Raw genomic sequence first — 20951 nt, 5'->3', positions numbered from 1 at the left:
GGGTCTCGGTGGGGTCCAAGCGAGGGCTCCTGTCGGTCGGTGCCTGTGCGGGCGCTGTGTCTCGACAGCTATGAGGGGCACGCGCCCGCGGTGGTTGCCCGCGCGGCTCCGCTCTCCTCGTCGCGGGACCGGATGGCGCATCATGGCCCTGTGAAGGAGCTGGCGGGACGGCTGGCCGCGGTGGACCCGGATGCCGGGGCCGCCGTCTCGGTGATCGCCTACTTCGACCGGCTGGCCGAGTCCCGGGCCGGCCTGGAGGCGCTGGTGCGCGGGGCCGCCGTGCTCGCCGGGTGCCCGGCACGGCTGGTCGACCCGGACCGGCGGGTCCGGCTGCGGGTGGAGCCGGACGGACGGCGCGCGGACGACGGGGGCGACCCCGACCCCGGCTGGCCGGGGGCGCCGCTGACGCCGGGCGGGCCGTCGGCGCTGTGGCTGGAGCGGGCCGCGGGTGACGGGCCGAGCGTCGTGGACGCGGTGATCCTGGAGCGGGCCGCGGCGGCCGTACGATCCGTGCTCGACCGTACCCGGGGGCGGGTCCCGGCGCCGCAGGCGGACGATCCGGCGCTGGTCGAGACCGTCCTGGACGCCGACGCCCCGCTGCCGGCGCGGCTGTACGCGGCCCGCCGGCTCGGTCTGGGCGGCACCGGCCCGGCCGCGCTGGTCCGGGCGGTGGCGGTCGCGGACGGACCACCCCTGATCGTGGCCGACGGGCAGCCGCCACCGGCGACGGGCCGGGCCGGGGTGGGACCGGCGGTGGCGGTCGCGGACCTCCCCCGGTCCTGGGCCGCGGCCCGCACCGCGCTGCGGTTCGCCTCCGACGGGCGGCTGCCGGGACCCGGCGGCCGGACCGTGGTGCACGCCGACGAGCTGGGCGGTGTCGCGCTGCTCGCCGATCTCGTCGTACCCGGTGCTGAACCGGCCCCGGACGTCCGTGCCGTGGAGGCCGCCGCGGCGGACGCGCCCTGGATGCTGCGCACCCTGGAGGCGGTGGCGTCGACGGCGAGCCTGCGGGCGGCGGCCGCCGAGGTCAGCGTCCACCACTCCACCTTGCAGGACCGGTTGACGCACGCCGAGCATCTGCTGGGCTGGCCGGTGCGCACCCCGCAGGGCCGGTTCCGGCTCCAGGTGGCGCTCACCATGCGCCACCTGATGAAGCATCAGTAGACGTCCCGGACGTAACGCTTCTCCGTGGCCAGCTGTTTGACGTACGCCGTCGCCTCGTCCGCGGTGAGTCCGCCGTGCACGGTCGCGATGTCCTTCAGGGCGCGGTCGACGTCCTTGGCCATCCGGGAGGCGTCGCCGCAGACGTAGAAGTGGGCGCCGTCCTGGAGCCAGGACCACAGCAGCGGGCCGTGTTCGCGCATCCGGTCCTGGACGTAGACCTTGGCCCGCTGGTCGCGGGAGAACGCGGTGTCGAGGCGGCTCAGGACGCCCTCGGCGCGCAGCGCGGTGAGCTCCTCCTCGTAGTAGAAGTCGGTGGCCCGGTGCTGTTCTCCGAAGAAGAGCCAGTTGGGGGCGCGGTGGCCGCGGGCCCGGCGCTCCTCCAGGAAGCCGACGAAGGGCGCCACGCCGGTGCCGGGGCCGACCATCACCATGGGGGTGGACGGGTCGGCGGGCGGCCGGAAGTGCGGGGCGCGCTGGACGTGCACCGGGACCGGCGTGCCGGGCTCGGCGTCGGCGAGGAACGGGGAGCAGACGCCCTGCCGGGGTGCGCCGCGCAGGTTCTCGTAGCGGACCACGGAGACGGTGAGCGAGACCTGGTGGGGGTCGGTGAGCGGGCTGGAGGAGATGGAGTACAGGCGCGGTTGCAGCTTCCCGAGGACGCCCGCCCAGTCCGCGGCGGCGGCCCGGATCCCGAACTCGGCGGCGACATCGACTGCTTGCCGGCCCCAGGACCACTTGGCCAGCTCGTCCTTGTTGTCGGGGCGCAGCAGTTTCCGCAGCTCACGAGGGTCACGGGTGCGCTCGGCCATGAAGCGCAGCAGGTCCGGGGTGATCCGGGTGATGTCCAGGTGCCGCAAGAGGGCCTCGGAGAGCGGCACTTCGCCGATCCCGTTGATCTCGACGGCGGTTGACGCGTCCAGGCCGGTGACGTCCAGCCATTCCTCCACCAGGGAGGTGGAGTTGAGGGGCCGCACGCTCAGCGCGTCGCCCGCCTCGTAGACGAGCGGGGTGTCGTCGTCACGGGTGTCGAAGGTGAACCGGCGGACCTCCTTCCCGGCGCCGGGCAGGCTGAGCAGCCGGTTGCCGACGAGACGGGCGGCGACGGGGGCGGGGCGCCGGGACCCGGCGGGCGCGACGGTGGCGGTGGCCGGGGTGGCGGTGGCCGGGGCGGCGAGCGCGGCGGGTGCCGCCGGAGGTCCGTCCTTGAGCGCGGTGAGCACCTGGTCGAGCCAGGCCTCCGCCTGTGGTTCGAAGTCCGGTTCGCAGTCGGTGCGCGGGGCGAGCCGGACCGCGCCGAGTTCGTCCATACGGCTGTCCAGGCGCCGTCCGTGCCCGCAGAAGTCGTCGTAGCTGGAGTCGCCGAAGGCCAGGACGGCGAACCGGCGGCCGGTGAGCCGGCCGGCGTCGAGGCCGGCCAGGCCGTCCCAGAAGCCGGCGCCGTTGTCGGGGGCGTCGCCGTCGCCGAAGGTGCTGGTGATCAGGAGCAGGTCGGCGCCCGCGGGCAGGGCGGCCGGGTCCGCCTCGTCCATGGCGACCAGGGAGGCGGTGTGGCCGCGTGCGCTGAGGCGCTCGGCGGTGGTGGCGGCGAAGTCCTCGGCGTTGCCGGTCTGGGAGGCCCAGAGGATCACCACCTGCCGGGTGGCCGGCGACGGCGCCGGGACGACGGGCGCCGACGAGCGGGAGTACATGCCGGCCAGGGTGCCGTTGACCCACAGGGCGTGCTCGGGGCTGAAGGGCGCGTCGGGCGGCAGCACCGGCACGCCGGGGGCGCCGACCGGGATGCCCGCCAGGAAACCGACCAGGTAGTGCCGTTCGGCTTCGGTGAGGACCGGTGGCGGGGCGGGTTCGAGGCCGAAGACGGCGGCCGCGGCGGGCAGTACGGCGGTGGGGGCGACGACGGCCGCGGAGGCCATGACGGTGGCGGCCGGGGTCTCCTCGGTCCCCGGCGCCTGCACGGTCACCGGGGTGGACACCTTGGTCAGCGCCACCGCGCACACCTTCAGCTCGGGCTGGAAGGAGAGCGGGTCGACCGCGTCGCTGGTCACCGCGTTGACGCTGAGGTACTCGCCGAACAGGTCGTTCCAGTGGAAGGGCGCGAAGCAGGAGCCCGGCAGCACCCGGTCGGTGACGACCGCCGGCAGCACCGCCCGACCGCGCCGCGACGCCACCTCGACGGAGTCTCCGTCGGCGAGGCCGAGGGCGGCCGCGTCCTCGGGGTGTATCTCCACGAACGGGCCCGGGTCGAGCTTGTTGAGCTTCGCGACCTTGGCGGTCTTGGTGAGGGTGTGCCACTGGTGCTGGAGGCGGCCGGTGTTCAGGACGAACGGGTAGTCGTCGTCGGGCATCTCGGCGGGTGCCAGGTGCGGGCGGGCGTGGAAGACGGCGCGGCCGGACGCGGTGGCGAAGGTGAGGGATCCGTCGGCGTCGACGTACCGGACGGGGTTGCGGTCGGGGCCCCCGGGAGCGGCCGGCCACTGGACGGGACGCTCGCGCAGCCGGTCGTAGGTCACGCCCCGCAGGTCGTAGCCGGTCCCCGGGTTGTGGAAGCGTTTGATCTCCTCGAAGACCTCCTCCGCGCTGTCGAAGGTGAAGTCCTCCTCGTACCCCATGGCGCGGGCGACGCCGGCGATCAGCCGCCAGTCGGCGGTGGCCTCGCCGGGCGCGTCGGCGGCGGGGCGGGCGAGGGTGAGGTTGCGTTCGCTGTTGATGAGGACGCCCTCGGTCTCGGTCCACAGGGCGCCGGGCAGGACCACGTCGGCGTAGGCGTTGGTCTCGGTGTCGGCGAACACGTCCTGGGTGACGACGAACTCGGCGGCCTCCAGGCCCTCGATGACGGTGCGGCGGTTGGCGACGGAGGCGACCGGGTTGGTGCAGATGATCCAGCAGGCCTTGATCTCGCCGTCGGCCATCTTCCGGAACATCTCGACGGTCCCCTTGCCGACGCCGTCGGCGCGGATCGTGCCGGGTGCCAGGCCCCACGCCTGCTCGACGAAGGCGCGGTCGGCGTCGACCAGGACCGAGCGCTGGCCGGGCAGCCCCGGGCCCATGTAGCCCATCTCCCGGCCGCCCATGGCGTTGGGCTGCCCGGTGAGCGAGAACGGTCCGCTGCCGGGGCGGCAGATCTTCCCGGTCGCGAGGTGCAGGTTGATCAGCGCGTTGGTGTTCCAGGTGCCGTGGGTGGACTGGTTGAGGCCCATGGTCCAGCAGCTGGTCCACTCCCCCGCCTCGCCGATCAGCCGGGCCGCGGCGCGCAGGTCCGCCTCGGGGATCCCGGTGATCTTTGAGACGGTGGCGGGCGGGTAGTCGGCGAGGAACTCCGGCATCGCCTCCCAGCCCTCGGTGTACGCGGCGACGAAGCCGGGGTCGGTGTGCCCGTTCTCGTGCAGGAGGTGCAGCAGGCCGTTCAGGAGGGCGAGGTCGGTGCCGGACCTGACCTGGAGGAAGAGGTCGGCCTTTGCGGCGGTGGCGGTGCGGCGCGGGTCGACGACGATCAGCTTCGCGCCCGCCTTCACCCGGTCCATCATCCGCAGGAAGAGAATGGGGTGGCAGTCGGCCATGTTGGCGCCGATGACCAGGAACACGTCCGCCTTGTCGAGATCCTCGTAGGAGCCGGGCGGGCCGTCGGCACCGAGGGAGAGCTTGTAGCCGGTGCCGGCGCTGGCCATGCACAGCCGGGAGTTCGACTCGATGTTGTTGGTGCGCAGGTAGCCCTTGGTCAGCTTGTTGGCGAGGTACTGGGCCTCGAGGCTCATCTGGCCGGAGACGTAGAGGGCGACCGCGTCCGGGCCGTGCTCGTCGACGACGGCGCGCAGCCGCCGCGCGGTCTCCGCGACCGCCGTGTCCACGGCCGTCGGGACGGCCTCCTCGCCCCGCTCGGGCCGCAGCAGGGCGGTGGTCAGGCGGCCGGGTGCGGCGAGCATGTCGGCGGTGGTGGCGCCCTTGGTGCACAGCCGCCCGGAGTTCGCGGGGTGCTCCTTGTCCCCGGCGGCCTTCAGGACGGTACGCCGGCCGTCGGGGCCCGTGCCGACGTCCAGGACCATGCCGCAGCCGACCCCGCAGTACGAACAGACGGTCCGCACCTTGTCGGTACCGGTGCTGCGCGAGTCCGGCGCGGCCACGGGCGCCCCCTGTTCCTGCTGGTCAGCCTCTTCCGTTCGGCCTCGACCGTATGTACGGCTGATTACGCCGGCGTCACCGCTCCCGATCAACGGGGGTTAAGCCCGCCGCACAGACCCGCTCCGGGCGATGTGAGCGGACCCGTACGAGATGCGCCGCCCGGCGACCTGTTGCACGATGAGGGCGGCCGTGGGCGGGGGCAGGCGAGGAGGACCGGGTGGACAGGGACACCTCCCCACGACGACCGGCCGCCCCCGCGAAACCGGCCTCCCCGGCCGTCTCAGGCACGCCCGCCTCCACCCCGGCCGCCACCACCCGTGCCGCCTCCGGCACGCCCGCCACCACCCCGGCCGCCTCCGCCATGACCACCTCCGCCGCCGCGTCGACCCCGGGTGCGCCGCCCGGCGCCATCGGCTACGTGGATCTGCTGCGCGGCATCGTGGAGGACTCCGGCGCCGGGTTCGCCGTCCTCGACACCGACCTGCGCTATCTGTACGTGAACCCGCACATGGCCCGGATGACCGGTCTGCCCGCCGCCGCGTACATCGGGCACCGGCTGAACGAGGTGCTGCCGCACATCCAGCGCTCCGAGCAGGTGCTGCGGGACATCCTGCGCGACGGACGCCCGCGCGAGACGGTCGTCACCGGGCGGACCTGGGTGGACTCGCCGTACCAGGTCCGGGAGTGGCGCTGTGTGTACCACCGGCTCGTGGACGGCTCGGGCAAGGTGGTGGGCGTCGCCGGGGTGGGCCTGGAGATCAGTGAGCCGCAGCAGTACGTGTACGAGCTGGAGCGGGCCCACCGGCGGCTGGCGCTGCTGGACGCGGCCGCGTCCCGGATCGGCACCGGCACCGACGTCGCCGGGACCTGCCGGGAGCTGGCCGAGTTCGTGGTACCGGAACTGGCGGACGCGTCCGGGGTGGAGCTCACGCCCCCGGACACCGCGTCGGCGCGGCGGACGCCGACCCGGCTCGTGGCGTACGCCACCCGTCCCGGGCTGGTGTCCGGCCTGGCCGCGCTGGACGCCGGCGGTGAGCTGGTCGGCTGGCCGCGCGGTACCGGTACCCGGCGGAACCTGGCGGCGGGCCGGGTGTGGCGGCGCGACGGGATCACCGAGGCGCAGTGGCGGTCGCTGATCCCGCGCTGGCCGCCGGCCCGGGCGTGTCTGGCCGCAGGGGTGCACTCGGTGCTCCTCGCCCCGCTGGTCTCGGACGGCCGGGTCCTCGGCATCCTGATGCTGGCCCGGGCCGGCGAGTCGGCGCCGTTCTCGGCCGAGGACGCCACGGTGGCCCGCGAACTCGCCGCCCGCGCGGCCCGTGCCCTGGACCGGGCGGTCCGCTTCGAGCGTGAGCACACCATGGCCCTGGAGCTCCAGCGGGCCCTGCTGGCCGAGCCGGGCCAGCTGCAACGGCACGCCGGTGTGGAGACGACCGCGCGCTACCGGCCCGCCGACGACGGTTCGCTGATCGGCGGTGACTGGTACGACGTCCTGACCCTGCCCGACGGCCGGACGATGCTGGTCATCGGGGACGTGATGGGCCACGGCGTGGACGCGGCGGTCGCCATGAGCCACTACCGTTCGACCCTGCGTGCCCTGGCCCTCGCGGGTCTCTCACCGCGCCGGATCCTCCAGCACGCGGACCGGATGGTCGCCGACTCCGGCTTCGAGCGGGTGGCCACCTGCTTCCTGGCGCTCGGCGACTCGGCGGTCGCCACCCTGACCTATGCCAGCGCCGGCCACCTGCCGCCGGTCTGGCTCGCCCCCGGCGGTTCGATGCACCTGGTCCCGGTGCCGGTCGGGCCGCCGCTCGGCAGCGGGCTCGGCCGGTACGAGCAGCGGGTCACCCCGGAGCGCGGCGGGGTGCTGCTGCTGTACACCGACGGGCTGGTGGAGCGGCGCGGCGAGGACATCGACCGTGGTCTGGCGCGGCTGACGGAGCTGTCGCTGTGCCCCACCGACCCGCTGGACAAGATCGTCGACACGGTCCTGGCCCGCCTCGCGACCGGATCCGAGGACGACATCGCGCTGCTCGCGGCCCGGGCCGTGAACTCCTGATCCCGCTGTCAGTTGATCCCGCTGTAGTTGATCCCGCTGTAGTTGATCCCGCTGTAGTTGATCCCGCTGTCAGTCGTAGGTGAGCACCATGCGGAAGCGCGCGGCCCCGGTGAGCATCTTCCGGTAGGCCTCGTCCGCCTGCTCCAGCGGCACGGTCTCGATCGTCGGACGGATCCCGTGCAGGGCGCTGAACTCCATGGTGTCCTGCACGTCCCGCGCCGTGCCGGAGGGGTGGCCGCGGACCACCCGGGCGCCCATGATCAGCTGGAACGGGGTGATCCCGAGGGGCTCGGGGTCGGCGCCGATCACCACCAGTTCGCCGCGGGGTGCCAGCCCGTCCACGGCTGCCGAGATGGCCTTGGAGTTGCCCGCGGTGGCGAGGACGACCTTGGCGGCGCCGAGCGACCGGAGGGCCTCGGCGACGGGGGTGCCGGCCGTGGAGTCGACGTAGTGGTGGGCGCCGAGCTGCTTGGCGAAGTCCGCCTTCTCGGGGCCGCGGGCGACGGCCACCGTCTCGAAGCCCATGGCCACCGCGTACTTGACGCCGAGGTGGCCGAGCCCGCCGAGACCGACGACGGCGACCAGGTCGCCGGGTTCGGCGGTGCTGCGCCTGAGCCCGTTGAAGGTGGTCACGCCCGCGCAGGCCAGGGGGCCGGCGTCGGCCGCGGTCAGCGCGTCCGGGATCCGGGCCAGGGCGTCGACCGGCGCGATCACCTTCGTGCCGAAGCCGCCGTCGTAGGCCCAGCCGGGCGTCTTCATGGTGTCGCACACGATGAAGTCGCCTTGCCGGCAGGGCTTGCAGTGGCCGCAGCTGCCGCCGAACCAGCCGACCGCCACCCGGTCGCCGACGGCCCACCCCCAGTCCTCGATGCCGTCGCCGATCTCCTCGATCCGCCCGGCGATCTCGTGTCCGGGCACCACGGGGAACGTGATGCCCGGTACGCCTGCGTCCACGAAGAGGGTGTCGCTGTGGCAGATGCCGCAGGCCTCCACCGCGATCCGCACATGACGCGGTCCCGGCCGGGGCACCTCCCGCTCGACGATCTCGAACGACCCGCCCGCGGCGGACACCTGCGCGACTCGGTAGGTACTCATGACGTCTCTCCCGGAGCGGGTACGACGGAAACGGCCTGAACCCCTTCCCCCAGCACACCAGCTCCGGACCGATCACGCGCGCCGAGCCCTGATCACGAGGTGATGCCGTTGTACTGGTCCCAGGTGTAGGAGAGGTCGGGTGCGGCGGGCTTGCCCGGCCAGGCGAAGTAGTCCCAGACGAGTTCGGCGGGGTTGGTGGCGAGGTAGCCACGGCCGGGCAGGTCGTCGGCGTCGTCCCAGGCCCAGGGCGGGTTGGCCGCGTCGGTGTCACAGGCGCCGTTGGCCGGGCCGAGGACCCCGCCCGCGCCGCACTTGGCGCCGTAGGGGTTGGAGCTGTCGTCGCCGGCGAAGTTGTCCGGCGTCGCGAACAGCGTGGTGAGGGTGCGGTTCGCCCACATGCCGTTCGCGGCGAAGACGTCGGTCAGCGTGTACTGCACGTCCCGGTCGTTCGAGCCGGACGGCACCTCGGCGGTGGAGCCGGGGTAGTAGACGATGCCGTCGCCGCTCGCGTACTGGCTGCGCTCCTGGGACAGGTAGCCCTCGGCCCAGGCGGCGTGCGTGTTGGGCTGCTGGGTGGTGAACGGGCGGCCGTGGCCGTCGTCGTGCGGGTCGCCCTGGAGCTTCAGGGTGCCGTCGACGCTCTCCTGGCCGCTGGTGAAGTCGCTGCCGGCGGGCACCCAGGAGTAGAAGTTGCTGTGCGCGACCGTGATGGCGGCCTTCAACTGGCCGTGCGCGGAACCGTCGTTGGCGACGACGACCAGGACGCCCTCGGAGTCGTTCTCGTGCTCGGTGAGGTCCTCCTGGTAGTTGTCGAGGACGCCGTCCGACCAGTCCCGGGGGTGGAAGTACGTGTACAGCAGGTAGGAGAAGGACGGGGTCTGGACGACCGAGTAGTAGACGTGGGCGGCGAGCGGGAACTGGCTGGTGTTCTCCCAGTTGTCGCGCCCGTTGAGGTCGCCGTCGTAGTCGTACGACGTGATGTAGTCGGACTTGCCGCCGAGCGCGGTCTCGCCGGTGGAGTCGACGTCCTGGAAGTTGACCGGGGCCCACCACTGGGCGAGGGCGGCGCGGTCGGCGGCGGCGTCCGCGCGGGCCGGTGCGGGCTGGGTGAGGGCGACACCGCACAGCGCGGCGAGGGCGGCCGTCAGGGCGAGGGATCTGCGTCGGGTCAGAGGCGTCCGAGAACGGTGCGGGCGGCTGGTTGCCACGGTTCCTCCGGGAGCGGCGAAGGGAACCGGCGCGCCGGTGAACTCGACGTACCGGTAAGGGAGTTGGCGCTACGTTCCGGTGGTGCGGGTGGTGCCGCGCGTACGATACAGCGCGTCGTCCGCGCGGCGGCAGGTGCTCAGCAGGTGAGGGTGCCCCGGCGCAGCGCGTGTCCGTTGTCGTTGCTGTCGTCGGACCACCAGACGGGCTTGGTCCCGCCGCTGCACGCGTCGGAGCCGGAGACGGCGAAGCCCTCGTTGTTGAAGTCGTCCATGCCGGTGGGGCGGTTGTGGATCGCCGTGGTGGCGAACACGCCGGACGAGTCGATCCCCAGGGTCCGGTGCTGGCCGGAGCAGGTGTCGTCGCAGACCGCCCACAGCCGGGAGGCCTGCGGTTCCCACTGGAGTTCCATCACGCCGGCCATGCCGCTGCCGACGGACGCGACGCGGGTGAAGGTGCCGCCGTCCTCGAGGACGTAGCCGTAGATCATGCCGGTGCCCTCGACGCCGACGAAGAACACCCCGCCGGCGTGGGAGCCGTAGGTGTTCGGGTCGTAGGCCGTGCCGGTGGAGGCGTCCTTGAACCCGGCGGCGGTCAGGGTGGCGTCCGGGACCCAGGTGATGCCTTCGAGGCCCAGGTTGGCGCCGACGGCCGGCAGGTCGGAGGTCAGGTTCCATTCGGCGGAGGCGCTGATGGTGGTGGCGGTGCCGCTCACGTCGTACTTCAGGACGGACAGGCGGCTGGTGCCGGAGGAGTCCGCGTTGCGCTCGCTGCTGACGTAGACGCCCCCGGCGGAGCCGGCGCCGGTCAGGGTGACGCCCTCGTCGTCGGGCGTGCCGGAGCCGCCCGGGAAGCGGAGGGCCTTGCCGGAGGTCCAGCCGTTCGCGGTGTCGGCCTTCCAGGCGGTGGAGCCGTTCGGCACCAGTCGCCAGAGCCTGCCGCTGTTCTGTGCCGCCCACATCACGCTCCCCTCCTGGTAGAGGCCGCTCATGTCGGAGCCGAACGCGTTCTTGGTGTCGGCGGTCGCGACGGCGCTGCCGCCCGGCCACGCGGTCGCCGAGACGCCGCCGGAGCCGCAGGCGTTGGCGGCGCCGAGGGTCACCGCGGCCTGCCCGAACGAGCCGCTGCCGTCGGGGCAGCGCGACCAGGAGGGGTCGGAGTGCTGGGTCCAGCCGAAGCTGTCGACCAGGGTGGTGCCGTCCGCGAGGTAGAGGCGTGCCTCGTCGTCGGAGCCCAGACCGAAGGAGCTGTGCACGTCGAAGGCCGCGAAGCCGCCGGGTGCGAGCGTGGTGCCGGAGGCTATCGCGTACTTCGAGCTGTCGTTGTCGTCCTTGAGGATCCATCCGGAGATGTCGACGGTGGCCGTGCCCTGGTTGTAGAGCTCCACCGAGTCGTTGACGCTCCCGGTGGTCACCACTTCGTTGATCCGGATGCCGTCGGCCGCCGCCGCCCGGGCCGGAGCCGCGGTCAGGGCGCCGACGACGAGCGTCGGACCGGCGGCGGCGACGAGCAGAACACGGAGGCTGCGACGCCACCGGCGAGCGCGTGATTCGGTCACGGGTTCCGTCCTGGGGGTTCCGTTGTGACAGGCCGCCAGGACCCTTCCTACGTGGCTCGAACGCCCGCCTTCGCGCAGGTGAGGACGTTATGAACGGTGGGCGAACCACCAAGATCGGCGCGCCGGGCGGGTGGTGGCCGTCCAGAGGGTGGCGAGCAGGTCGAGTTCGGCGGCCACCGGCGTCTCGTGCACGTCCAGCAGGAGCACGGGGTGCGGCATGGGATGCGCGGCGGCGGGCGGCGCCGCCATGAGCAGCGCCGCCGTCACCATCGTGGCGATCCCGGCCGGCATGCGCAGCGCATGCGACAGTGAGATCGGCAGGCGGTTCGTCAGAACGCGAACTCTCCGCCGTAGTCGGTGGCGTGGTCGCGGTAGACGGTGTGGTGGTGGATCTTGCTCGTGTAGACCACGCCGTCCTGGCAGACGAACTCGATCCAGACTCCCGGGCCGTCGATGCGGACGTAGTCGCCCTGGGCGCTCAGGTCGGTGCTGCCGGAGTAGGAGATGTAGGTGTCGTCCAGCTCCGACTCGTAGGTGCTCAGCACCGAGGCGGCGGTGGTGTCGTCGGCCACGTCGACCCACGGCTTCATGGCGTCGAGGACCAGTTCCCGTTGTTCGTCGGTGAGTTCGCTGACCTTGAGTCCTTCCTTGGTGGTCGGGAAGCCGCCGTCGTCGTCCGGGCCGAGCAGCACGTCGCTGAACGACTCGGAGAGTTTCGCCTCCGTCAGCTCGTCGTCGCTCAGGCTGTCGACCATGGCCTTCATCCCGTCGTACATCCCCGACAGGGGCGCGTACGACGTGCCGTCGTCGTCGGTCCAGCTGGTCGGCTCCACTCCGACGAAGTAGGGGGTGGTGCCCTCGACCTCGCCGTCCTTGTAGGTGAGGTTCAGAGCGAGGTGGTGGCCGCCGAAGTGCAGCTGCCAGGTGCCGCTGGTGCCCGGGGTGCCGAGGAACGCCAGGTAGTAGTTGCCGCTGCCGTAGCCACTGGCGGTCTCGCCCAGGTAGTCGTCGGCCTTCAGGATCTGGGTGATCTGGTCGTACCCGCTGTCGCTGCCGGTGCCGGCCGCCGCCTCGATCACCGCCTTGGCCGCGGTGAGCTGTTCGTCGCTGAGGGAGCCGAGCTCGATGCCGACCCGGCAGGTCGAACCGCACGGGAGGTTCGACCAGGCGGTGGCGTTGGCCTCGGTGAAGTCGAGGAGCACGGCCGACTGCTGGTCGCTGTCGAGCGTGTCCAGGAAGGCGTCGGCCGCGTCGACCACGTCGGAGACGGACGAGGAGGCGTCGGACGCGGCGTCGGACGTGGCGTCGGACGTGGCACCCGCCGTCGCGCCGGAGGATGAGTCACCGGTCGCCGCGTTCGCGTTCACGTAGACGGCCCCGAAAAGCAGTGCCGTGCCTGCCGCGAAGGCCACACCTGCGCGCTTCCACTTGCTCTTCGTCCTGCGGTGAGTGTTGATCTCTGGCACTTTGACGACCCTTTCGAAGGAGGGTGTGCGGGAATTCCGGAAATGGTTCCGGTGAATGGGGGCGGCGGCCGATCGGCCCGATTTCCTCGCCCGCTGTCTGGACGACGTAAAGAACACCAGCCGCCGCTATGGGTGCCATCGACCGGCTCTCGGACCTGCCTATGGTTTCCTGTGGCGGGCGCCGGACAATTTCAGTTTTCCCGTCTCGGCTTCACCGTCGGCGGGTTCACATACACGAACTTCGCGCACATGTATGTTCGGGGCCCCGCCAGACATGCAAGACTCCCCCAACTTCCCTGCACATCGGTCCAGTTGGAGAGGAAGCCCCCCATGCGCATGTCCCGAAGAGCCGTACTGGCCACCGCAGGCGGCGCCGTGGCGTACGCGGCGGCGCCGCAGTCCGCGCAGGCGTGCGACGATCCGGTGCCGGCGGCCACCGGACAGGAGCTGCGCGCGGCCGCCGACTACGCGGTGGAGAAGGTGCGTTCGGTCGCCCCCGGGGTGAGCGCGTTCCCGGTCGGGACCAGATTCGAGAAGTGGGTGTACTCCCAGAACGGCGACTGGGTAGGCGGTTTCTGGCCCGGTGTCCTGTGGATGAGCTGGCTGCACAGCGGGGACGACACCCTGCGCGCCCTCGCCCTCGACTCCGCGGCGCGGCTCGCCCCCCGCCGCCACGACACCGGCACCCACGACCTGGGCTTCCTGTTCACGCCCTCCTGGGTCACCGCCTGGCGGCTGACCGGCGACACCTCCTGGCGGGACGGCGCCGTGCAGGCCGCCCGCTCGCTGCTCCAGCGCTACAACCCGCGCGGCCGCTACCTGCGCGCCTGGGGCGCGCTCGGCACCCCCGACAACGCGGGCCGCATGATCATCGACACGATGATGAACCTCGACCTGCTCGTCTTCGCCGCCCGGGAGACCGGCGAGAGCGCCTTCCTGGACGCGGCCGTGGGACACGCGCGGACCACCCGGCGCCTCTTCCCGCGCCCCGACGGGTCCATCCCGCACGTCTACGACCTCGACCCGGCCACCGGCACCCCCATCGGTCCGAACACGGTCCAGGGCTACAGCCCCACCTCGGCCTGGGCCCGCGGCCAGGCCTGGGGCGTCTACGGCTTCACCACCATGTACCGGCGCACCGGCGACCACGAGTTCCTCGACACCGCGCGCAGGCTCGCCGACTACGCCGTCCAGGCCCTCGGCGCGGACCACGTGCCCGTCTGGGACTACCGCGCCCCGCAGCAGCCGTACGACATCAAGGACGCCTCCGCCGGGGCCGTGACGGCCTGCGGGCTGCTCGACCTGGCCGCCGCCACCGGCCACCGCCCCTACCGCGCCACGGCCCTCCGGATACTGGGCGCGCTGTGCCGGACCTGCCTGACCACCCGGTCGGCCCGTGCCGAGGCCGTGGTCGCCCGCTGCACCCGCAACCGCCCCGCCGAGGACGGCATCGAGATCTCCCTCCCCTACGCCGACTACTACCTTCTGGAGGCGATCCTGCGCGTCCTGCACCCCCGTGAGCTGGACCGGGCGATCGATCTGTCGACGGTCTGACGGCCCGGCCGGCGCCGGCGTCAACACCCGGTGCCGGCCGGGCTGCGAAAGAGTTTCGGAAACGTGCCGGTGACATGACGGTATCGCGTCCCAATACTGACTCCAGCCGACTCAGGACTCTCTTCGATCCGCATTCGCATTCCCCTGAGACGGCGGGGCGCGAAAGGGTTTCGGATTTCATGAAGACATGGGCGAGAAAGGCTCTCGCGGCTGCGTCAGCCACAGCCATGGGCGTGGCACTGGCCATCGCCTCCACGACCACGGCCTCGGCGTACCAGCCGAGCCCGGCCAGCCTGTACACGGCGACCGACGCCGCCGCCTGCAACAAGAGCCCGTGCGTGCTCTACCCGAAGTCGGCGCAGCTGCCGAGCGGGCGCATCGTGGCCACGTTCGAGGACAGCGAGACCGCTCCGGTGGGGCAGACGCTGCCCGTGTACAGGAGCGACGACGACGGCACCACGTGGGCGAAGCTCTCCGACGTGAAGGCTCCGGCGTACCTCTCCGGCGACTCCAGGTACGCGAAGTACACGAGCAACTGGACCAACCCGTACCTCTACGTCCTCCCGCAGGCCGTGGGCGGCCTGAGCGCGGGCACGCTGCTGCTCGCGAGCGCCCACATCGTCAGTCCCTTGGACGACGAGGTGGCGGAAGGGCCGGAGCTCCCGCAGGCGGCGAGGCCGAGAGCCGCCATCACGGTGACCGCTGCCACGGCCGCACGTCGGCGTCTCGGCGCCCACGGGGTGCCGAGCGACAGGAAGTTCGACGGGTTGCCGACGATGTCCTTCGCGTCGCCCTTGCCGCCGGACAGCGCCGGGAAGGCGAGGTAGCCGAGGTCCTTCTTCGCGAAGTCCGGCGCGGCCTTGACGATGTTGGCGTACTCCCAGGTGCCCATCAGCTCCATGCCGGCCTTGCCGGTGTAGAGCAGCGCGGTGGCGGCGCCCTGGTCGTAGGTGACGGAGGAGGCGTTGTCGCCGAAGGCCCCCGCCCTGGCGAGCTCCTGGAGGCAGGGACAAGAAGGGGAAATCACTCGGTTACGAAAGTCTTTCGCACCGGAGTCCGCGTCATCTGCGCCAGATCTTCCGGTACGCCTCCTGGTACCCCGTCGGTTCCCAGGTGTGGGCGCCGTGGGAGTTCTCGGCGGTGGAGACGTGGACGGGGGCCGCGTATCCGCTGGCCGGGGCGTGCGAGAAGGCGCGGTTGAACTCGTCGACGATCTGCCAGCCCTGCTGGCTCAGCGGCTCGGGGACGGTGGCGGACTGGTACTGGCGGCTGTTGATCCGCTGGAAGGCGGAGGGGTCGCCGTCACCCGCGCCGATGTTGTACGGCGGCCCCGCACCGGGCGCGCCGGCCGCGCGGAAGGCGGGCGCCGCGTCGGCGAAGTAGAGGTCGTTGATGGCGACGGAGTGGGTCCAGCGGCCGCCGAAGCGGGACATCAGCGCGGCGGTCTCGCGCGGGGTGCGGGCGCTCGCGTCGGGGATCGGGATGTTCTCGTACGCCAGGACGCGCACGCCCCGGCAGGTGGCGAGTTCCGCCGTGATCAGCCGGGACTTGGTGCGGGCGAACGGGATCGAGTCGTCGGTGAAGACCACGGCCCCGGCCCGCCCGCGCGCGTCGGCGATGATCCAGCGGGCGCTGACGCGGGCGACGTCCCGGACGTGCGTGGTGACGTTGCTGAACAGCGGCGGCCGCCGGCTGGGTCCCGGCGCGGCGACCGCGTGCCAGCCGACCAGCGGGATGTGCAGGGCGGTGGCGCGGGCGACCTGCTGCGAGGTGGTGCCGGGGTCGAAGCCGGCGACGACGACACCGGCGGGTCTGAGCGCGACCGCCTGGCCCATCGCCGCCTGGATGCCGGCCGGGGTGCCGCCGCCGTCGATCACCCGGACGTTCCAGCCGACGACCCGCGCCGCCTGGCGCACGCCTTGCAGGGCGCCGGCGACACCGGGGTTGGTCATGGTCTGGGCCACGTAGACGAGGGACTTGCCGGACACCGCGGGCGGGCCGGTGGTGGGTCCGTTCCAGGGCACGTCGGTGCGCTCCGCGCGCGCGACGGCGGTGCGGGCGGTGTCGTAGGCGGCGGGGCAGCCGCTCGGGCCGGACGCCGGCTCCCCGGGGACGTGCCGCGCGGAACCGCGTTCGCAGCCCGCCAGCACGCTCACCGTGGCCAGGAGGGCGGCCGCGCACCGGGCGAACCGGCCGGGCCGGGGCCCGGGGTGCCGCCTCGGCGCCCCGGTCGCGGGGCGCGCCGTACCGGGGTTCATCCGGCGCCGCCTTCCGCCGGTTCGGCGGGTTCCGGCAGGTCGGGCGGGCGGCCGGCGCCGGTGCGCAGCCGCCGGGCCGCGTAGCCCGACAGGCCCACGGCGATCAGCAGGGTGCCGCCGTAGAAGAGCGGCACGGTCCAGAAGTCGGCGCCGAGCTGGCCGATGCCGGTGAGGCCCACGGCGAGGACCGCGACGGCGACGACCGTACCGAGGACGTTGGGGCGGCCGGGCCGGACCGCCGTCGAACCGAGGAGGGCACCGGTGAAGGCGGGCAGCAGGTAGTCGAGGCCGACGCTGGGGTTGCCCTGTTGCTGCTGGGCGGCGAGCAGTACCCCGGCCAGTCCGACGACGAGCCCCGCCGCGGTGAACGCGTACACCGTGCAGGCGCGGGTCCGGATGCCGACCAGTTCGGCCGCGCGCGGGTTGGAGCCGACGACGTACAGGTACCGGCCGAGCGGCAGCCGCTCCAGCACGAGCCAGAGGACGGCGGCGAGGGCGACGACGTAGCAGGCGGGCACCGGCAGGCCGAGGAACGTGGAGTCGTACAGGTCGGTGAAGGCGGGTGGCAGGCCTCCGGGGCCCGGCACGATCCGGCCGCCGCCGGTGACCCAGCCGGTGACCGCGTACATCATGCTGCCGGTGCCCAGGGTGGCGATGAAGGAGTCGATCCGGCCGAACTCCACGACGATCCCGTTGAGGACCCCGGCGACGCCGCCGCCCACCACCACGGCGAGGCAGGCGGACGGCCAGGGCCAGCCCTCGTCCACGATCAGCTTCATCACCATGACGTGGGCGAGGCCCAGGCCGTAGCCGAGGGACAGGTCGAACGCGCCGGTGACGATGGGGACCGTCGCGGCGAGAGCGAGGACGGCCGGGATCGCCTGGGTGGACAGGATCGCGTCGACGGTGTCGAGAGTGGGGAAGGTCCGGGGCAGCGCGAGCGAGAAGACCAGCACGAGGAGGCAGGTGAGCGCCGACAGGCCGTAGGAGCCGACCAGATGCCCGCCGCGGGGTGTGCGGCCGGTCATGCGCGGTGGCCGGTGCCGGGCGGGGGCGTCGCCGAGGCGGCCCGGGTGAGTCCCGCGGCGGTCAGCGTGGCGCCGCTCAGCTCGGCCGCCACCGTTCCGCGGACGAGGACGAGGGCGCGCCGGCAGAAGGCCGCGACCTCCTCGACGTCGGTGGAGACGAGCAGGACCGCGAGCCCCCGGGCGAGGGCGTCGTCGAGCAGGCGGTGGATCGCGTCCTTCGCGCCGACGTCGACGCCGGCGGTGGGCTCCTCCAGGATCAGCAGCCGGGGGCCGGTGCGCAGCCAGCGGCCGAGCACGACCTTCTGCTGGTTGCCGCCGGACAGGGTGGCGACGGGTGCCTCGGTGTCGCGGGGGCGCACCGCGAGTCTCCCGATCAGTGCGGCGGCCTCGGCCCGTTCCCGGCGCGGGCTGATCCGGCGCAGGGCCGGGACCCCGTCGGCGCGGGGGTTGGCGAGGAGGTTCTCCCGCACGGTCAGCCGGGGCAGGCAGCCCTCCCTGAGCCGGTCGCCGGGGACCAGGCCGACACCGCGGGCGACGGCGTCGGCGACCGTGCGGGGTCGGTAGGGCCGGCCGGCGAGGGTGGCGGCGCCGCCGAGGACGGGCAGGGCGCCGGCGACGGCCCGGCCGAGTTCGACGTGCCCGGCTCCGGAGAGGCCGACGAGGCCGACGCACTCGCCGGACCGCAGGGTCAGGCCCACCGCGTGGGTGCCGGCGGTGCGGAAGCCGTCGAGGGCGAGGACGACCGGTCCTGCCGGGCGGGCGGGGGCGGGCCGGCCGGCCGGGGGCTGCCCGCCGGTGATGTCGTGGACGAGACGGGCGGGCCCGTGACCGGCCAGCGCGCCGTGGCTGACCAGCCGTCCGTCACGCAGGACGGCGAACATGTCGGCGACCTCGTGGACCTCGTCGAGGCGGTGGCTGACGTAGAGGACCGCGTGACCCCGGTCGCGCAGGCCGTGCAGGACGGCGAAGAGCCGGGCGCGGTCGGCGGCCGGCAGGCGGGCGGTGGGCTCGTCCAGGACGAGGAGGCGCGCGTCGACCGCGAGGGCGCGGGCGAGGGCGACCAGGGTGCGCTCGGCGGGGGCGAGCCGGGCAACGGACTCGTCGGGGTCGAGGTGCGCGGCGACGGTCCGCAGCGCCCCGGCACAGCGCTCCCGGGTGCGGCGCCAGGAGATCAGTCCGGCACGGCGCGGATATCCGCAGCCGAGGGCGATGTTCTCGGCGACCGTCATCCAGTCCACGAGTCCCAGGTCCTGGTGGATGAAGGACATCGCCCGGCCGGCGGCGCGGCTGCCGAGCGGCTGCCCGGTGACGGTGACGCGGCCCGCGTCGGGGCGGTGGACGCCGGCGAGCACCTTGATGAGCGTGGACTTCCCGGCGCCGTTGGGTCCGAGCAGGGCCAGCACGCTGCCGGGATGCACGTCGAGGTCGACCCCGGCCAGTGCGAGGGTCCCGCCGAACCGCTTGACGAGCCCGCGGATGCGGACCACGGGTTCCGCCGCGACGGGGGGAGCCGTGTCCTGACCGGCAGCGTCACACACGATAAGAAATTACATCAATTCATACGACTCAGGACGCCTGTCGGGATCTCACACGCCGTCGACGCCGCATTCGGCCCAGATGACCTTGCCCTCGGGCAGGTGCCTGGTGCCCCAGGCCCTGGCCAGCTGGGCGACCAGGAAGAGGCCCCGGCCGCCCTCGTCGGTGCTGGCCGCCCGGCGCAGGTGGGGGGCGGTGTTGCTGCTGTCGAGGACCTCGCAGATCAGGGTGCGGTGGTGCAGGAGCCGTACCCGGACGGGCCCGGAGCCGTGCCGGATGGCGTTGGTGACCAGTTCGCTCAGGATCAGCTCCATGGCGAACGCGGCCTCGTCGAGGCCCCATTCGGCTAGTTTGGCGAGGGCGGCGGCACGGACCTCGCCGACCACGGCCGGGTCGGGGTCGAGCTCCCAGACGGCCATCCGGCCGGGGCCGAGGGCGTGGGTGCGGACCACCAGCAGGGCGATGTCGTCGCAGGGGTGGGCGGGCGCCACCCGGTCCAGGATGGCCCGGCAGGTCTCCTCGGGGGTGCGCTCGGGGCGGTCGGCCACGGCGTCGCGCAGCTGTCCGAGTACGGCGTCCACGTCACGGTGGCGGTCCTCGATCAGTCCGTCGGTGTACAGGATCAGCTGGCTGTCCTCCGGCAGGTCGACCTCGACGGCGTCGAAGGGCAGTCCGCCGAGGCCGAGCGGGGGGCCGGCGGGCAGGTCGGGGTAGGAGACGCTGCCGTCGGGGCGGACCAGCGCGGGCGGCGGGTGACCGGCGCGGGCCATCGCGCAGCGTTGCGTGGTGGGGTCGTAGACGGCGTACAGGCAGGTGGCGCCGATGATGCCGGACCCCTCGCCGTCGGGGTCGTCGCGGTCCAGCCGGCCGACCAGGTTGTCCAGGTGGGTGAGCACCTCGTCGGGCGGGAAGTCGAGTTCGGCGAAGCTGCGGGCGGCGGTGCGCAGCCGGCCCATGGTGGCGGCGGACAGCATGCCGTGGCCCACGACGTCGCCGACGAGCAGGCCGACCCGGGTGCCGGAGAGCGGGATGACGTCGTACCAGTCACCGCCCACGTCCGACTCGGCGGGCAGGTAGCGGTGGGCGATCTCGACCGCGTCCTGCTCGGGCAGCCCGTGCGGCAGCAGCCTGCGCTGGAGGGCCAGGACCATCGAGCGTTCATGGGTGTACCGGCGGGCGTTGTCGATGGAGAGGGCGGCACGGGTGGCCAGCTCCTGCGCCAGCGAGCGGTCGTCGTCGCCGAAGGGGGCGGAACCCTGGCCGCGGTAGAAACTGGCGATGCCCAGCACGACCCCGCGGGCCACCAGCGGTACGGCGACGAGCGAGTGCACGTGGGCCAGCAGCCGCTCGGTGTGCTCGGGATCCTGCGCGAGCCAGCCGGCGGCGACCTGGAGGTCCGGCTCCAGCTCCGCCCGGCCGTGGGTGAGACAGCGCAGCTGCGGGGTGGCGGGGCCGAAGTCGATGCGCTTGCCGACCGGGGTGAAGGGCAGGCCGTCCCGGACTCCGTGCACCACCGTCCGGCGCAGGTCGGCGAGCGGGTCGTCGGCCTCCTCGCCGCGCAGCACGGCGTCGGGCAGGTCGACGGTGACGAAGTCGGCCAGGTTCGGTACGGCCGTCAGCGCCAGTTCCTCGGCGGTCCGGCGGACATCGAGCGTGGTGCCGATCCGGGTGCTGGCCTCGGACAGCAACTCCAGCCTGCGCCGGGCCGCCAGGGCATAGGCCCCGACCTCGGGCTCCCCGAACAGCACGAGCCGCCTGGGCCCGTCGGGGGGCCCGGGAACCGCGGGCGGAGCCAGGGGGCCGGCAGCGACGGGCCTACGAGGGCCGGACGCGACCGGCGGACGAGGGCCGGGCGCGGTGGTGGGTGAAGAGCCGGACGCGGGGGTGGGCGGAGAGCCGGACGCGGGGGTGGGC

General features: G+C 73.3%; 15 protein-coding genes. 3 read left to right on the top strand and 12 right to left on the bottom strand.

Features of this window, described 5'->3' with window-relative positions; genetic code table 11:
* Window positions 1-150 precede the first annotated feature (150 nt).
* On the top strand, window positions 151-1164 hold the full coding sequence (locus AAW13_RS26240; RefSeq protein WP_046733539.1) for a helix-turn-helix domain-containing protein: 1014 nt from the start codon (window positions 151-153) through the stop codon (window positions 1162-1164).
* Here the strand turns inward: AAW13_RS26240 and AAW13_RS26235 are convergent.
* Window positions 1158-5282, bottom strand: a complete 4125-nt coding sequence (locus AAW13_RS26235) for a bifunctional nitrate reductase/sulfite reductase flavoprotein subunit alpha (protein WP_046733538.1) — start codon at window positions 5280-5282, stop codon at window positions 1158-1160. The two genes, AAW13_RS26240 and AAW13_RS26235, sit on opposite strands and share 7 nt — an antisense overlap.
* 215 nt (window positions 5283-5497) lie before the next feature.
* Between AAW13_RS26235 and AAW13_RS26230 the strand changes: the two genes are divergently transcribed.
* Window positions 5498-7336 carry a SpoIIE family protein phosphatase gene (locus AAW13_RS26230; RefSeq protein ID WP_052768733.1) on the top strand — a complete coding sequence of 613 codons (1839 nt, stop codon included), beginning with the start codon at window positions 5498-5500 and terminating at the stop codon, window positions 7334-7336.
* Window positions 7337-7405: 69 nt separating this feature from the next.
* Here AAW13_RS26230 and AAW13_RS26225 read toward each other — a convergent pair whose 3' ends face one another.
* The 5 genes from AAW13_RS26225 to AAW13_RS26205 form a co-directional block, all read right to left on the bottom strand.
* Complete coding sequence (locus AAW13_RS26225; RefSeq protein WP_046733537.1) at window positions 7406-8431, bottom strand: alcohol dehydrogenase; 1026 nt, start codon at window positions 8429-8431, stop codon at window positions 7406-7408.
* 92 nt (window positions 8432-8523) lie between these two features.
* A complete protein-coding gene (locus AAW13_RS26220) occupies window positions 8524-9639 on the bottom strand; it encodes a hypothetical protein (RefSeq protein ID WP_052768732.1) in 1116 nt (371 codons plus the stop codon).
* Window positions 9640-9776: 137 nt separating this feature from the next.
* Window positions 9777-11195, bottom strand: a complete 1419-nt coding sequence (locus AAW13_RS26215) for a lamin tail domain-containing protein (protein ID WP_079178977.1) — start codon at window positions 11193-11195, stop codon at window positions 9777-9779.
* 87 nt (window positions 11196-11282) lie between these two features.
* Window positions 11283-11486 (bottom strand): hypothetical protein, encoded by a 204-nt coding sequence (locus AAW13_RS26210; RefSeq protein WP_046733536.1) that lies wholly within the window; start codon window positions 11484-11486, stop codon window positions 11283-11285.
* Between the two features lie 38 nt (window positions 11487-11524).
* A complete protein-coding gene (locus tag AAW13_RS26205; protein WP_240528744.1) occupies window positions 11525-12661 on the bottom strand; it encodes a DUF3500 domain-containing protein in 1137 nt (378 codons plus the stop codon).
* A gap of 330 nt (window positions 12662-12991) precedes the next feature.
* Between AAW13_RS26205 and AAW13_RS26200 the strand changes: the two genes are divergently transcribed.
* Window positions 12992-14215, top strand: a complete 1224-nt coding sequence (locus AAW13_RS26200; protein WP_107483410.1) for a glycoside hydrolase family protein — start codon at window positions 12992-12994, stop codon at window positions 14213-14215.
* Window positions 14216-14558: 343 nt separating this feature from the next.
* Here the strand turns inward: AAW13_RS26200 and AAW13_RS47830 are convergent, their stop codons facing one another.
* From AAW13_RS47830 to AAW13_RS26170, 6 genes are all read right to left on the bottom strand, one after another.
* The gene (locus AAW13_RS47830; protein WP_046733535.1) at window positions 14559-14759 is read right to left on the bottom strand and encodes a hypothetical protein; all 201 of its coding nucleotides are present in this window, start codon (window positions 14757-14759) and stop codon (window positions 14559-14561) included.
* A 9-nt stretch (window positions 14760-14768) separates the two neighbouring features.
* Complete coding sequence (locus AAW13_RS45065; protein ID WP_046733534.1) at window positions 14769-15242, bottom strand: extracellular solute-binding protein; 474 nt, start codon at window positions 15240-15242, stop codon at window positions 14769-14771.
* A gap of 34 nt (window positions 15243-15276) precedes the next feature.
* Window positions 15277-16473 (bottom strand): substrate-binding domain-containing protein, encoded by a 1197-nt coding sequence (locus AAW13_RS26185; RefSeq protein ID WP_079178976.1) that lies wholly within the window; start codon window positions 16471-16473, stop codon window positions 15277-15279.
* On the bottom strand, window positions 16470-17501 hold the full coding sequence (locus tag AAW13_RS26180; protein WP_046733533.1) for an ABC transporter permease: 1032 nt from the start codon (window positions 17499-17501) through the stop codon (window positions 16470-16472). Before AAW13_RS26180 ends, AAW13_RS26185 begins: the two co-directional genes overlap by 4 nt.
* Window positions 17498-19039 (bottom strand): sugar ABC transporter ATP-binding protein, encoded by a 1542-nt coding sequence (locus AAW13_RS26175; protein WP_240528743.1) that lies wholly within the window; start codon window positions 19037-19039, stop codon window positions 17498-17500. Before AAW13_RS26175 ends, AAW13_RS26180 begins: the two co-directional genes overlap by 4 nt.
* Before the next feature lie 48 nt (window positions 19040-19087).
* A partial coding sequence (locus AAW13_RS26170; protein WP_240528742.1) for an ATP-binding SpoIIE family protein phosphatase occupies window positions 19088-20951 on the bottom strand: 1864 nt, incomplete at its 5' end.

Source organism: Streptomyces humi (genome assembly GCF_001005085.2).
In the GTDB taxonomy this organism is placed as follows: Bacteria; Actinomycetota; Actinomycetes; order Streptomycetales; family Streptomycetaceae; genus Streptomyces; species Streptomyces humi.
The sequence above is the reverse complement of the archived record's forward strand: the minus strand, read 5'-3'. Positions and strand labels throughout refer to the sequence as shown.

Excerpts from the sequence above, each read along its gene's own strand:
- AAW13_RS26225 (WP_046733537.1), bottom strand. The coding sequence starts at position 8,431 with ATGAGTACCTACCGAGTCGCGCAGGTGTCCGCCGCGGGCGGGTCGTTC.
- AAW13_RS26210 (WP_046733536.1), bottom strand. The coding sequence starts at position 11,486 with ATGCCGGCCGGGATCGCCACGATGGTGACGGCGGCGCTGCTCATGGCG.
- AAW13_RS26200 (WP_107483410.1), top strand. The coding sequence starts at position 12,992 with ATGCGCATGTCCCGAAGAGCCGTACTGGCCACCGCAGGCGGCGCCGTG.
- AAW13_RS26185 (WP_079178976.1), bottom strand. The coding sequence starts at position 16,473 with ATGAACCCCGGTACGGCGCGCCCCGCGACCGGGGCGCCGAGGCGGCAC.
- AAW13_RS26180 (WP_046733533.1), bottom strand. The coding sequence starts at position 17,501 with ATGACCGGCCGCACACCCCGCGGCGGGCATCTGGTCGGCTCCTACGGC.